At 61.7% G+C, this 14177-nt stretch carries 12 protein-coding genes; 7 read left to right on the forward strand and 5 right to left on the reverse strand.

From position 1 onward, the window contains the following. Positions 1-57: 57 nt before the first annotated feature. The 4 genes from ACT6Q8_RS05450 to ACT6Q8_RS05465 form a co-directional block, all read right to left on the reverse strand. Entirely contained in the window at positions 58-1218 is a 1161-nt protein-coding gene (locus ACT6Q8_RS05450) for a serine hydrolase domain-containing protein (RefSeq protein ID WP_444734244.1), read from the reverse strand. A gap of 265 nt (positions 1219-1483) precedes the next feature. Then, positions 1484-2527: a helix-turn-helix transcriptional regulator gene (locus ACT6Q8_RS05455; protein WP_444734243.1), complete on the reverse strand. Its 1044-nt coding sequence runs from the start codon at positions 2525-2527 to the stop codon at positions 1484-1486. Positions 2528-2865: 338 nt separating this feature from the next. Next, entirely contained in the window at positions 2866-6366 is a 3501-nt protein-coding gene (locus ACT6Q8_RS05460; RefSeq protein WP_444734242.1) for an AAA domain-containing protein, read from the reverse strand. Positions 6367-6829: 463 nt separating this feature from the next. Next, positions 6830-6970, reverse strand: a complete 141-nt coding sequence (locus ACT6Q8_RS05465; protein WP_444734280.1) for a hypothetical protein — start codon at positions 6968-6970, stop codon at positions 6830-6832. A gap of 10 nt (positions 6971-6980) precedes the next feature. On the opposite strand from ACT6Q8_RS05465, the gene ACT6Q8_RS05470 reads away from it, so the two are divergent. From ACT6Q8_RS05470 to ACT6Q8_RS05500, 7 genes are all read left to right on the forward strand, one after another. Beyond that, a complete protein-coding gene (locus tag ACT6Q8_RS05470; RefSeq protein ID WP_444734241.1) occupies positions 6981-7550 on the forward strand; it encodes an NAD(P)H-dependent oxidoreductase in 570 nt (189 codons plus the stop codon). A 15-nt stretch (positions 7551-7565) separates the two neighbouring features. Then, positions 7566-8324, forward strand: coding sequence for an ABC transporter permease (locus tag ACT6Q8_RS05475; RefSeq protein WP_444734240.1), 759 nt, complete (start codon positions 7566-7568; stop codon positions 8322-8324). 14 nt (positions 8325-8338) lie between these two features. Further along, on the forward strand, positions 8339-9181 hold the full coding sequence (locus ACT6Q8_RS05480) for an ABC transporter permease (protein WP_444734239.1): 843 nt from the start codon (positions 8339-8341) through the stop codon (positions 9179-9181). Between the two features lie 16 nt (positions 9182-9197). After that, positions 9198-9989 (forward strand): ABC transporter ATP-binding protein, encoded by a 792-nt coding sequence (locus tag ACT6Q8_RS05485; RefSeq protein WP_444734238.1) that lies wholly within the window; start codon positions 9198-9200, stop codon positions 9987-9989. Between the two features lie 33 nt (positions 9990-10022). Further along, complete coding sequence (locus ACT6Q8_RS05490; protein ID WP_444734237.1) at positions 10023-11087, forward strand: ABC transporter substrate-binding protein; 1065 nt, start codon at positions 10023-10025, stop codon at positions 11085-11087. Positions 11088-11099: 12 nt separating this feature from the next. Further along, a complete protein-coding gene (locus ACT6Q8_RS05495; protein WP_444734236.1) occupies positions 11100-12170 on the forward strand; it encodes an ABC transporter substrate-binding protein in 1071 nt (356 codons plus the stop codon). Positions 12171-12307: 137 nt separating this feature from the next. After that, positions 12308-13381 carry a sigma-54-dependent transcriptional regulator gene (locus ACT6Q8_RS05500; protein ID WP_082372494.1) on the forward strand — a complete coding sequence of 358 codons (1074 nt, stop codon included), beginning with the start codon at positions 12308-12310 and terminating at the stop codon, positions 13379-13381. A 35-nt stretch (positions 13382-13416) separates the two neighbouring features. Here the strand turns inward: ACT6Q8_RS05500 and ACT6Q8_RS05505 are convergent, their stop codons facing one another. Then, positions 13417-14160 (reverse strand): class II aldolase/adducin family protein, encoded by a 744-nt coding sequence (locus tag ACT6Q8_RS05505; protein WP_444734235.1) that lies wholly within the window; start codon positions 14158-14160, stop codon positions 13417-13419. Positions 14161-14177: the final 17 nt, after the last annotated feature.

Consider the following 14177-nt stretch of genomic DNA (forward strand, 5'->3'; position numbering starts at 1 on the left):
CTGTCTTATTCGGGTTTGTTGGTATTTTTGTTTTCAACTGATCGTGGGTTTTGGCCCTTACCGGGGCGTCCATGCCGAGACGGCGGCCAGGAACGCATCGGCTTCCTCATGGGGCTCATCATTACCGGGCGGGAAATAGCTGAGCTTGACCACAACGGTGCGGGTCGCCCGATCAACGAAGATGTACTGGCCCTGAAGCCCGATCGCCTGGAACGAATGGTCGTTGGGGATCCACCATTGATAGCCATAGCCGGGCCCCGGCCCACCCGTGGCCTTGGTGGATTCCCGCACCCATTCAGGCGACACGATCTGACGCCCGTTCGCCTTGCCGTCCAGCAGCATCATCTGACCGATGCGGGCGAAATCGCGCGCAGTGGCATTGAAGCCCGCACCATTGAATTCCCGCCCAACGCCGGGCTGGCCATCCATGATGAAAAACCCGTCGCGTTCCGCGCCCAACGGTTCCCACAGGCGCTGAGCGGCATAGGCGGCAATGGTGCTGCCGCCACTGACCCGTTCCAGCAGCAGGCCCAGAACGGCGGTATCCAGGGTCTTGTACTGAAAGACCTCGCCCGGCTTGTGCTGCCGCTTGATGGTCTTGGCGGCATCGACGAAGCGGATGACGTTGGAAACCAGCGCCTGTTCATGGTTACGGGCTGCAATGCCGGGATTGGCGAAATCGTACCGTTCCTCGTAATCGACACCCGACCGCATCTGCAGAACCTGACGGACGGTCGCGCCGTCATAGCCGCTGCCCTTCAGTTCCGGCAGATAGACGGTGATCTTGTCATCCAGGGACTTGATGCGCCCCTCCTGCACAGCCACGCCGATCAGGATCGAGGTGATGGACTTGGTGACGGACCAGGCCATGAAACGCGTCTGGGCATTGGTATTGTTCCGGTAAATCTCCGAAACGATCCGGCCATCCTTCATGACCAGTAAGGCGTTGGTGTAATTCCGCTCCAGGAACTGTTCGGGCGTATATTGCTGCCCCTTGTAGGTATAGGTGAAATCCAGCGCATGGTCGGCGCGGGGCAGTTCCCAGATGCTGCCGGACCGGGCCACGGTGCGCGTGGTGAACAGATAATCCATCTCGTGGAACGTCAGGGCATTGACGTCCGCGTCATTCATCTTGCGGCGAAGATCCTGGACCGCCGGCGGCACGGTCGATGCCGGCAGCGTCGGGTCCGGGGCCGGCGCCGGGTATCCCAACACCATGCCGGGCGCCAGCGCGACCATAAGCGCCAAAGCACTGTTACGAAGAATTCGACCAGCTTTCATAGCTTCCCCCCTGACAGGCGGCTTTGGGCCGCACCATTGCGAAACTGGAGCCTGGATGGCGTCTCCGTTCGCTTTCGTGCCTGCATTGTTGGGGAAGTGATGGATGACCGGCGACTCCCATATGGGATATCGCAGTAACGATCAGCGCGGATTTATCCGCGTCATGCCATAGCTCGCAGGGGCGACGTCCACGCCCGCAACGTTACTGGCTGAGCCGCATGGCGAGCGAGGTACAGACCCGTCGGACCAGTTCGGCTTGCCGCGGGCACCCGGCCTTCGCCAAGGCGTTCTTCAGCTGGATGCGGGCCGTTCCCTCCGAAATGCCGCGTTGCTGGGCATAGTCGCGCAGCGACAGGCCATCGCAGAGGCCCGCCGTCAAACGCGCTTCCGCATTGGACATGCCGAAAAGCGATGCGACCGCCGCCGGAGAGATGTTTAGGGGGCGTCCCGGTTCCCGCAGCAGCAGCGCCACGGTCCCGGACATGTCCCGTGCGCCCTGTGCCGACTGTGAACGCAGTCCAAGGGCCATGACCTGTACCGACGTTTCCACATCTGCCCGGCCCAAGGTCAGTTGCGGTGACCGCTCACCGTCATCAACTGCCACCTGCGCCAGCATGGATCGCAGGGCCCCGCTGTCAACGGGGTGAATGGCGCGGATATGTCCGGCAACTTCCCGCAGGACCGGGGAACGATCCAGAATGGACAAGGCTTCGTTGTTTGCCCACATGATGAAGCCGGTATCGTTGCACAGGACAAGGCCGGCTCCCAGGGCGTTGCCTGCCTCCATCAGTAGATCGGCACGCGATACCGCCGCCTGTAATTGCCCGCTGATTTGGACTGCCTGGCGTAGATGCAGGAGAAGCTGCTGTGTCAGCCTTTCCTCCTCCTGGCCCATCTGCTGATCGGTTGTTGCCGGCTGATGAAGGATAAGGGCCAGGAAACGCCCCGGAGACAATTCGATAATGCCACTGAGGTTAGGGCCGAATTCCAGCATCTGACGGCGACGCTGTATTTCCTTCAACTCCACGGAACCTGCCGGAAATATCTCCTCATCCCGCTCAATGGCCACCTGTCCGACCATATGTTGTGTGGGGGGAATGCGAAGCCGGGGATTGCTGTCGTTATTGAGGATACGGTCATGGTTCTGCTGGTGGGACAGCGAATAGGTATCCCGCATGTTCCAGATGGGGCGCGTAATCCCCGCCCTATAGTCCAGAACCTGGACGACTGCGCTACGGATGGACATGTATTTGCAAAGGTGGTCAAGCGCCAGCGGCCACCGGTCAGGCGCGGATGTGCAGGCATATAAATCCAGAAGCAACTCCTGCATGGCCCCCTCAACGCATTGTTATTATTTTATATTCCGACCGGAGTCAGGTATTTCAATCGCAGTCCATCAGATGCGAAAGCCTGTTAACACCCATCGCCACCCCGTCACAGGCTGCGCACCATCGAATCATATCAGTTTATTCTGAAAAACTCATCTGTGTGTGGTGTCGGAGCGGCTTTCCTTGGGCTGCAAAGCCGCTCCGACACCTGAGGAGTTGATCAGACTATGCCGAATGCCGTGCAGAAACTGTCTGCTCACAAGGGATCAGCTCTCCATCGTTTGGCTCCCAACGCGCTAAATTCTTCCCATAGTGTTTTGGTGTGATGTTGAACTGGGGTGCCACGCAGGGCGAACGACGTCTCCTTGCGGCTATAGGCAGAGTCTCGGCTGGCGGACAGCCAATTGAACGACCCTTCGACCAGCAGCGTGTCGTCGGCGGCAAGGGTCTTGGCGTGCACCCTGGTGGTAACCATGACGGCAGCGCCAGCTTTGGCCAGGGCAGTGCGCAGGGGTGCTGTATCGATCTCGCTGCGCATTTCCTGGGATGTTGACATACCCGTATAGATCGTCACCTCAACGCCCGCGTCCGTTGCCGTTTCTATAAGGTTTAGGATCTGGTCAGCATTGATGGCCGCCTGGGTCAGGAAGGGGGAGGAGACCAGTAGCCGCTCTCGCGCAATCTGGAACGCCTCCACCAGCAGGGTGCGGTGCTGTTCCGTTCCGTCGATCCGCTCCATTTGGGCGGCAGCGCTGCTATAGGCCAGAGCGGGTCGCACATCGGTCAATTCGTTCTCGGGCGAACGATAAAGATGCCGCGCGAGGATGGCGGAGGGAGCGTGACCGGCCGAGGCATCGAAAAGGCTCATGTCCCCAATGACGACGAAGGTATTTTTTGCTCGGCTTACAGCGACGTTCAGCATGTGAACGCCGCGGTTGAAGAAGGGGGTGCCGCCATTTGATGAGGCGAAGTTAACCGTGGGTGAAAACACCACCAGATTTCGCTCCATCCCCTGCAGGGTATGGACGGTTCCTACCGTCACCAACGCAGCCTTATCGCCAAGGTGCTTCTCCAGTGCTTGGCGAAGCACCCCGCATTGCGAGCCGAATGGGGTAATCACTGCCACGCGCTCGTCCGGCGGGCCGCCGTAACATTCACCCAGGGTGTTCCAATGGCGGGCCAGCCATTCAGCGATGGCCTGGGCTTCCACCATGTTGGTCCAGGATTTACCGACCCGTCTGGCTTGCCCCCTGACATGGGCCCAGGACATGGGTTCGATCCAGGGATCGCTCTCCTCCGGCTTCATGCAGATGAGGCGTTTGTAGACGAGGTCGTTGCAGAAACTGATGACCTTTGGCACGCAGCGAAAATGTTCGCGCAGCAGTATGCCGGGCACCTGTGTGTCAGAATCGCCAAATGCCGTTGCCATTTGAAACGCAGCCATCACAGAGCCGCCAGCATGGTTCAACCCCTGGCGACGACACGCGATCTGCTGGGCGTCTGTAAAGCCTTCTGCTTCCAAAAGCTGCCCGTCCGACGCTTCGGAGAAATTTTCCACAGGCTGCAACTGGTGCACGTCGCCCACGGCGATCGCGCGGCGGGCCAGACCGAGCAGCCCCAAGCCCAGGTCGGGGGCAACCTGACCAGCCTCATCATAAATCAGCAGGTCAACGGGGAGGGGCAATGGCTGGGTACCGTCCCGGTCCCCGCTGTAATAGCAATTGTGCTGCGCCACTTTGTAGACGGTGCCGACGATGCAGGGGACCACATGGGCGCAAGCCGTCAGGAAAAGCGGGCGTGTTGCCCGCCCCTTGTAGCCACGGCTACCGGTCCAGGCTTCGTCCCAATCGCTGACGCGCTGTAGAAATTGCCCTTCGCGCAGACGCAGGGCCAAGTCGAAGGCGCGGGCGCGCAGTTCATTGTCCATCCGGTCTTGAAAGGCTGTCTCAAATTCAGGGTTGCCGGGTTCCGTGCCCACCCAGCCGCGCAGCGCTTCTGCGGTCTGCCGGCCTTCTGTGTCGGCTTGCAGTAACCCTGCTCGTTCGCTCTGTATCGCCTGGATCCGTGCTTGTGCTGCCGCTTCGGCATTGGCCGGCAGGGTACTTGGGCGTTGAGCCTGGAATTGGGCATCGACCCTGGTAAAGACGGACATCAGCGTGGGTAGTGCCGGTGTCTCCGGGGGGAGGATAGCCAGTGAAATGGCGCTCTGTCGCAACAGTTCAGCGCGAGCGGCGTCAATCCCGGCCACGAAGGAAAACAGTTTCATCCACCAGGGATGCAGAGTGGCGCGATAGCGTAACGTGTTGATGGCGTTGTCATGCTCCCGGCTGATTTCCTTCAGGTGCTGCTGCTCTTGCTGCCTGCGGTCGGCAAGGCGCGCCAGATCCGCGATGGCTTCCGTTTCAGCAGCGGCCAAGGCGGCGATATGGTTGGCAAGAGCCGCTCTGGCAGCCAGCCAGCGGTCAACATCTTGCTTGCGACAGGATTGCTGATCGATCTCGTTGACGACATGTTTCAGCGCCGCGGACAGCGCTTTGCATGCGGTAGTGATGTCGTCGTCATCGGGATCAATGGCGCGGAATTGGGGGCCAGTTGCCTGCTGCCATTCGGTGAACCGGCTTAGAAAATATACCTGTGCCTCTTCCTGATAGGGCTTGGCGAACAGCCGGACGCGCAACTCATCGAAGATCAGGCTTTCCTTGGCTTTTGCCTTGGCGTCTTCCGACGAGACGTAGGCTACCCATTGGTCGATTTGCGGCAGCCAGCGTTGACCCTCAATCGACGCGCTGGCACCAGATTTGCCGATGTCTTTGGCAGCATTCAGCACCGCCTGGTTATTGGTAGAGGTGATGATGATGCGGGGCGGTTCCTGTCCCAGGACGGCCGCGCGCACCACCGTGTCGGCGATCAGGCTTTTGAGCAGGCTGGTCTTTCCCGTGCCCGGCGGACCGTTGACCGCCAGGACCTGGCCATCCTCCAACAGGGCTGCCGCTGCAACGGCGTCCCGTTGCTTAGCATTTAGGGCGCGTCCACCGGTATGGCCCAACCGACGCGTGTTCGGGGGAATGGGGACTGCCGATTGGCCCTGATTGCCTTTGATGACGGCTGTCAATGTGGCGGGCAGTGATTCGGCTTTTGCCCACGCCTCATAGAGGGGCAGCAGTAGCTTGCCGGAGGATGAATTCCGATCCCAGGCCAGCACCAGAGGTCGTTCGCGCTGCCATCCCGCCGGCAGCCACTGGTGGGCGGGTTCATCCGCTATCTTGGCGAACATATCCTCGGCATAAGCAAGTCGGGCGGACCAGTCTTCCTGCCTGTTCACCACCTGCTCACGGATGGCGGCATCGTAGTCGTCATAGGTCGCCACCGGGGGCGGCCAGCCGTTGGCTCTGTCCCCCACGGGAGGGTCCAGCAGCGGACGGGGGATGAAGGGCAGATGGCTGGGATCGGGCATCAGCCCGCCGTCAGGGTTCAGGATTGCGGGTACCCAATAGAGAGGCAGTTGGTCGCCATCGGTCTCGCGCGACCGACCACTGACCGGGGAGACGCAGTAGGGTGCGACCACGACGGAGATGGGAAAACGCTCGATCGGATCCTTCCGGAAAGCCCCATTCTCATCGTTGGAAGCCCGTTTCCTCCCCGTCGTCGGAGCGGCGGATCGCCTTGGGCTCAGTTGATCATACAGCCTGTCCATGACGGTGGCCGGCAACTGCCCCTGGCCGATGGCGTCGGAATCGATCGATTGCGCCCCCGCCATATCCGGCGATCGCAGAAGCCCTTCCCGGAGGCACTGGCGCCAATACCGGATTAGCGATGTCGGTAAGGTATCGGTGTTTGGCGAGACGTGGGGGTCCATAGGCTTAAATCATCCGGGAGACGTAAGTTAATTACTAATTTCTTATTTTGAGATGCGGGTTATTGCAACCTTCTGGCAGAGGGGGCAGATGGCTGGCCATGACTTGGCTTCTGGAGATACGAGATCATCCTGGATGTTGCGCCTGTAACCGACAGAGAGATCGGTCGTAAGCCGAGGGGGGGGGAAAGCGTCGGTGGTCCCAAGATCGGCTGTTCGGCGCACACGCTGAACGAAGGGGTGACGAAGGCCGAAACGGTCAATGGCCTCTCACAGCGGACCTCATCCACAGGCGAGCACTGTGGAAGTCTTTTGAAGCCGTTGAATACGCAACCCTCGAATGGGCAGGCTGGTGCTTGGCTGTTGCTCAGCCAACAAATAAACAAATCAATTGTGTTGAATTTTTTGTTTCACATACTAAAACTCTAAAGACTCCGGCCTTCGCCGCTATATTGGCTGATATGGCATGATATTTGCCAATACGCTCCATGGCAATATCGCCCACCATGGAGGTTCCCATGCGTATCGTCGGCCTATCCGGCAGCTTGTCCCGCCAGTCGCGTATCACCACGCTGGTGGAGGATATGGTCTGTCGTCTGGCCGCACAGCTGGGGCCCGCCCAAACAAGGCTGGTGGAGGTGGCGGCATTGGCCCCGGCCCTGGCCGGGACGTTGCACCCGCGCGATGCGCTGCCCGCGCTATACAACGCTTTTGCGGCGCTGCGCACTGCCGATATCCTGGTGGTCGGCACGCCGGTTCAGAAGGGGTCCTACACCGGACTGCTGAAGCATTTCCTTGACCTGCTGGACCCGGATGATCTGGCCGGAAAGACCGTGGTGCTGGCCGCCACGGGGGCGGCGGCGGACCCGCTGTCGATCATTGATCATCAACTGCGACCGCTTTTCGCCTATTTCGGCACCCATACGGTGCCTACGGGCCTGTTCGTCCGGGATGGGGACTTTCAGGTCGATGTCGATGGCAGCTACGTCTTGTCCTCTGCGGCATTGCTGGCCCAGGCGGATCGTATTGCCGATGAAGTGGCGCGGCTGACGCGGGGAACGCTGGCCGGCGTTCCGGTCGTGGCTTGAGGTGGAGGCGAGACGATGCGATCGACCCTTCAACAACGCTTGCTGCCATTACTGGTTCCCGGACTGATCCTGGCCACCTGGTTCGCCGTCACCAGCGGGGATGATTTTACGGCCCAGGTGTTGGTGCCACCCGCTGCCGTTCTTGATAGTTTCAACGAGTTGCTGGCCAGCGGCGAGCTGGCCGACCATTTACGCGCCAGCTTGTCGCGTCTGCTGCTGGGCTTCGGCATCGGTTCGGGTTTGGGGTTGGGCTTCGGCATCCTGCTGGCTCGCTCCGCCCTGGTGAATGCCTTTGCGGGCCCGTTCTTTCAGGCGGTGCGGCAGGTGCCGTCCATCGCCTTTCTGCCCATGCTGATCCTGCTGCTAGGTGTGGATGAGGGGTTCAAGCTGGCCATCGTCGCCAAGGCAGCTTTCTTCCCCGTGGCTCTGGCCACCCATGATGCGGTCAAGGGCATTTCAAAGGGATGGCTGGAAGTGGCCGCCATCTATCGCCTGTCGCCCCTGCGTGTGCTGTTTCGTCTGATCCTGCCGGCCACGGTGCCGCCGGTGCTGACGGGCCTGCGTCTGGGACTGACGCGCGCCTGGATCGTGCTGGTCGCGGCAGAACTGATGGCGGCGGAGAATGGCATCGGCCAGATGATGGAGATGGGCCGCCAGATGTTCCGCATCGACACGGTGATGGTGGGGGTGGCCCTGACCGGCCTGATCGGGTTTGCCCTGGATCAGGGGGTGCGGTTGGCTGAGCGCCGGCTGGTCCGCTGGAAAACGGTTTGAGGAGGGTTGGACCCATGTCACTGATCGCTGAATTCCCTCCCACCTCTTTCGTTTATGCCGAACGCATTGAGGATCATGATCCGCCGCCGGCCTGGCTTGTTGCCCTGGTCAAGCGGGCGCGCGGTCTGGTGCTGCCGTTTCTCCTGGCTGCCGCCTGGCATTGGGCGTCCAGCATCGATGCCAGCATGGCTTACGCCTTTGTGCCGCTAGATCAGGTCTGGGAGCGGTTGTTGCAATTGTTGTCCACCGGCGAGCTGGCCATAAATGCCGGATCCAGCCTTGGCCGCGCCCTGACCGGGCTGGCGCTGGGCGGTGTGTCGGGCATCCTGCTGGGCAGCCTTATGGCTGGTTTCCCGGTGGTTGAACGGCTGTTCGGGCCGCTGTTGCAGGCCTTCCGGCAGGTGCCGCTGCTGGGCTGGTTGCCGCTGGTCGGCCTGTGGCTGGGCAGCGGGGAGGAGGCCAAGCAATTGCTGGTCGCCGTCGCTGCCTTCCATCCGCTGCTGCTCAATTCGTACGAGGGCTTTGCCCAGGCAGAGAAGAAGCATCTGGAGGTAGGGCAGGTGTTGGTGCTGTCCCGCTGGCGGAGTTTCCGCTTCATCCAGCTGCCCACGGCCTTGCCGTCAATCCTGACCGGTGTGGGCCAAGCGCTGGCCTTTGCCTGGATTTCCACCATCGGCGTGGAGCTGCTGTTTGGCACGGGGGCTGGACTGGGGTCCCTGATGCACACCGCACAGATGGCGGGCGACATGGGTGTCGTTCTGCTGTGCGTCATCGCCATCGGCCTGATGGGCTATGGCCTGAACCTGATCCTGTCGCTGGTCCGCGCGCGTCTGCTGCGCTGGCGCGTCACCGGCTGAACGTGGGAAGATCATCATGAATGCCATCATTGATCCGCGCAGCGTCCAGGTGGACAGCGCGCCCGCCACGGGCGGCCTTGCCATCCGGCACGTGCATAAGGGCTTCGATATCGACGGTCGCAAATTGTCGGTGCTGGAGGATGTCAGCCTGACCATTGCGCCCGGACAGTTCGTCTCCATCGTCGGGGCCAGTGGTTGCGGCAAGTCCACCTTGCTGCGCCTGATAGCTGGGCTGGAGCGGCAAGATAGCGGCGACATCCTGTTGGACGGGGTGCCTGTGTCGGGACCGGGGCTGGACCGTGGCCTGATCTTTCAGGATCACCGGCTGTTCCCCTGGCTGACGGTTGAACAGAATGTGCTGCTGGCCCTGTCAAACAGCGACGAGGCAGCGGCGGACAAACGGGCGCGCGTGGCCAGTCTGTTGACACTGGTGGGGCTGGACGGGTTTGCCCAGGCCTTTCCACATCAGCTGTCGGGCGGCATGGCGCAACGCGCCGCCATTGCCCGCGCCCTGGCCCCACAGCCGCAGGTGCTTCTGCTGGATGAACCGCTGGGGGCGCTGGACGCCCTGACCCGGCTGCGTCTGCAATCGGAATTGCAACGCATCTGGCTGACCCGGCGCAGCACCATGATCATGGTGACCCATGATGTGGATGAGGCGCTGTTCCTGGGTGACGTCATTGTCGTCATGCAGCCCGGTCGTATCGCCCGCATCCTGCATGTGCCCAGCACCCAGCCGCGTGACCGCGCCGACCCGGCCCTGACGCCGCTGAAGGCCGAAATTCTTTCCCTGCTGCATGCCGGCTAAGCCCGCGCGCGGCCCTTCTTCAGGAAACCTATCATGACCCTTGCTGCCCCGGCCAATATTGACACGCTCTGGTACACCCGCTGCTCCGTGCCCACACCGTTTGGGCTGGCAGCACAGTTCGCCTGGTTCGAGCAGGAATTCGCCCCCGATGGCATCATCGTCAAGGCGTTGCGGGAATCTGCCGATCCGGCGGAGCAGGCATCCCATTTCACCCACTCCCTGCGCCATTCCTTCCGCCAGGGCGGGTCGGTTCCGCCCATCTGGGCGCGGGGGCAGGGGGTGCGGACCAAGGTGATCGGCATCACCTGGACCGATGAATACCAGGCCATCATTGCCCTGCCGCAGTCGGGCATCCGCTCCGTCCGCGATCTCCGTGGCCGCCGCGTGGGCATCCCCCATCATGGCAGTCTGGTTGATCATAACCGTATCTCCGCCCTGCGTGCCTTTACCGTGGCGCTGGAGACGGAAGGCTTGACCCTCCAGGATGTGCAATTGCAGGACTTGGCCGATGAGGCGGTGCCGCTGGCCAATGATCCGCGCGCGCCGGACGCCACCATAACATTCGCCGGTCGCCGCCGTCGCCATTCCTACACCAACGAGGTCTATGCCCTGGTCCGGGGCGAGGTGGACGCCGTGTATGTCAAGGATGTGCGCGGGGCGGAGGTGACGCAATTGTTGGGTGCCGGGATCATTTTTGATCTGGGTTTCCATCCTGACCCCTTTATCCGCGTGTCCAATTGCACCCCACGTCCGCTAACCGTGAACGAGGAGACGATTGAGAACCATCCAGAGATCGTCACCCGGTTTCTGCGTCAGGTGGTGAAGGCCGGCGAATGGGCGGCGCTGCATCCCGACGATGCCACGGCGCTGGTGGCGCGGGAGACGGGCTGGTCGGAGCGCTGGCTGCGCCGCGCCTATGGGGAGCAGTTGCACCGGTCGCTGTCAGTGGAGCTTTCGGAAGACAGCATCATGGGACTGGGGGTCTTCAAGGACTACATCGCCTCCATCGGGGCGCTCGACCAAGACTTCAACATTCACGACTGGATCGACCCGCGCCCGCTGGCCGAGGTGCAGGCCCGCATCCGGACCGCGGCATAAGGAGGTTGGACCATGATCAATCGCCGTTTCCTTCTGAAGGCCGGTGTTGCCGGTTTGGCTGCCGTCACCGCACCCGCCATCGTCACCCGTGCGCAAGCCCTGCCCAAATCCATCCGCATCGCCGGCGGCGTGAACTTCGCCCAGGGCCAGTTGCAATTGACCGGCTATGTCGCCGTGATTGAGCATCAGGGCTGGCTGGCGGCGGAACTGGACAAGCGCGGTGTGGCGCTGGAGCCGTTTGCCGTGTCACACAAGGCGACGGGCCCGCAGATCAATGAGGGCTTTGCCAACCGTTCCCTGGAATTCGCCTCCTATGGCGATCTGCCCACCATCATCTGCAATGCCAATGGCGTGCAGACACGGTTGCTGGTTCCCAATGGCATGGGCGGCAGCGGCGACACCTTCCTAGTGGTGCCGGCCGGGTCCACGGCCAAGGATGTGACGGATCTGAAGGGTAAACGCATTGCGGTGCATCGTGGGCGGCCCTGGGAAATCCCCTTCTTCCGGCTGCTGGCGGCACGCGGCTTGTCACCATCCGACTTCACCATTTTGAATATCGATCCGATGACGGGGGCGGCGGCTGTATCGGCGGGCAAGATCGACGGGCTGTTCACGATGACCGACGCCTACCTGCTCGAAGAAAAGGGCGTTGCCCGCATCCTCTGGTCCAGCAAGGGGCAGGGGCCGGAATGGAAGATGCGGACGGAAATGTTCGGGCGGAAGGACTTCATCGAAAGCCAGCCGGAACTGACCCAGCTTGTTGTCACCGCCTATATCAAAGCCGCGCACTGGGCCTCTGATCCGGCCAACAAGGATAAGTACCTGGAGTTCCAGGGACGGACGGGGACACCGCGCAGCGTACTGAACCGTACCTATGATGAGCAGGGTGACGCGTGGCGGCAGCGCTGGGCGCCTCTGTTCGCCCCCGATATTGCCCAACGCTATCAGGACACGGTGCAATACGCCCTGGATAACAAGCTGATCCGCCAGCGGATTGATGCCGCATCGCTTCTGGCGCCGTCCTTCGCGGGGAATGCGTTGAAAAGTCTTGGTCTTGAAGGCTATTGGCGGGGGGAGGCATGATGAGCTTGATAGAATATACATTCTTTAAATGTATATTATTAAAATTCACTGTTTGACACCGCAATTTCGACGCCCTAAAATCCGAAGCACAAGAGTAGGGAATTTTCTCTGCTGTCCGATGCGGGAAGGCGAACGCGATGGCGCTGCAACCTGGCGGGCGGGAAGGACCGCCCGGTTTAATGACCTTCGACAGTCCGGGCTTTCACTCGCAAAGCATCCGGGCCAGCGCCGTCGTGTTCGAAGATCCGGCATCGCGTCAGCTTTACGAGCGTATCGGCAGGATCGGCCCGTCTGAGGCGACGGTCCTGGTGGCCGGTGAGACGGGGACCGGCAAAGAGCTGGTCGCCCGTCTGCTGCACCGGTTGAGCCCGCGCGCCGCCCGGCCCTTCATCGCCATCAACTGCGCCGCCCTGCCGGAAAGCCTGGTGGAGAGCGAGTTGTTCGGCCATGAGCGCGGCGCCTTCACGGGTGCGGTCAGCGCCAAGCGTGGCTGGTTTGAAGCGGCCCAGCATGGCACCCTGTTCCTGGATGAGATTGGCGACCTGCCCTTGTCGATGCAGGTGAAGCTTCTGCGGGTTCTACAGGAGCGGGAGATTTCCCGGGTCGGTGGCCGTGCGTCCATTCCCATCGATGTCCGCATCATCGCCGCCAGCCATGTCAATCTGGAAGGGGCCGTGCGGGCCGGACGGTTCCGGGAGGATCTGTATTTCCGCCTGAACGTGGCCCAGATCCGGGTGCCGGCGCTGCGCGAACGTCCTGCCGATATCCTGCCGCTGGCTGGGCATTTCCTGAAACTCTACGGTGACCGGTTGCGCATGCGCAGTATCGGGCTGTCACCCGCCGCAGAACGGTTGCTGACCGCCTATGCCTGGCCCGGCAATATCCGCGAGCTTGAGAATGTCATTCATCACGCACTGCTGGTGATGAATGGGGAGGCGATTGGGCCGACCGATCTTAATTTGCCCGGACAGCGTATGCCGATGGAGACATCGCATACGCCCCTGACCCAGGAAGCAGCGCCCCCCGGTTTTGATGCCGCCCTTTTGCCCTTGTTCGAAAGCGGGGCAGAGAACCTGTATGAGCTGGTCGAGGCCAAGCTATTCCAGGCAGCGTATGAATATTGCCACCGTAATCAGCTGCAGACGGCCAAGCTGCTGGGTATCAGCCGTAACATCCTGCGGCACCGTTTGAAGCAGTACGGAATGCTGTAAGGCAGATCGGGTCTCCCCGATCTGCCTTTGCTGTTTTACTCCGCCGCGGCCAGATGGATGGTGCCGTCATCATCCACGGTGGCATTGGAAGGGATCAGGCCGCCCATGCGCCACTGCTGCTGCAACACGCCGGGGCCGAAGGGCTTGGACCCGCCCAGGGCGGCGGCGGCCAGGATCTGGAAATGCGCCCCTTCCTCCAGGAACAGGATGGTATTGGCCAGATCAATGATGCCCTTCCGGCTCCACACCGTGGCGCCGCCGTTGGCCTCAATGATGCCGGGGACTTCCGTATCCTTGGCGATGCTGTCCAGAATGAAATCCACCTCCGGCTGGCGGCGGTTGATATAGACGGGCAGGCTGGCCGTCTTGCGGAAGCGGCGGTTGGGTACGTAGAGCAGCGGCAGTTCGGCATGGGCCTGGGAATAGGCGCCCAGGTTCGGGGTGTGGACATGGCTGATGGCCACGACATCATCATGGGTGCGGAACAGCTTGGTATAGCGTCCGCCGCCGGGCCCCGCACTCTTGCCCAAATAGACGGTGCCGTCGAAGCCGACAACGCTGGTCTTCACCTCGTCCAGGTCATCGCCCCAGGGGCCGGCATAGTTGAGATTGACCAGGATCTGGCTGTCGGGGATGCGGATGGTGAAGCCCAGGGTGCCGGAGGGGGAGATGGTGCGGGTTTCCCGCAGGACGCGGAAGGCCTTGCGCGCATCCTTCTGCGCCTGGGTAACGAAGGCGAGCTGTTCGGCCGTCAGGCCGGGGGCGACGGTGTCGGTCATGGTTCTCTCCAGAAAAC

Source organism: Niveispirillum sp. (genome assembly GCF_052437035.1).
Classification (GTDB): Bacteria; Pseudomonadota; Alphaproteobacteria; order Azospirillales; family Azospirillaceae; genus Niveispirillum.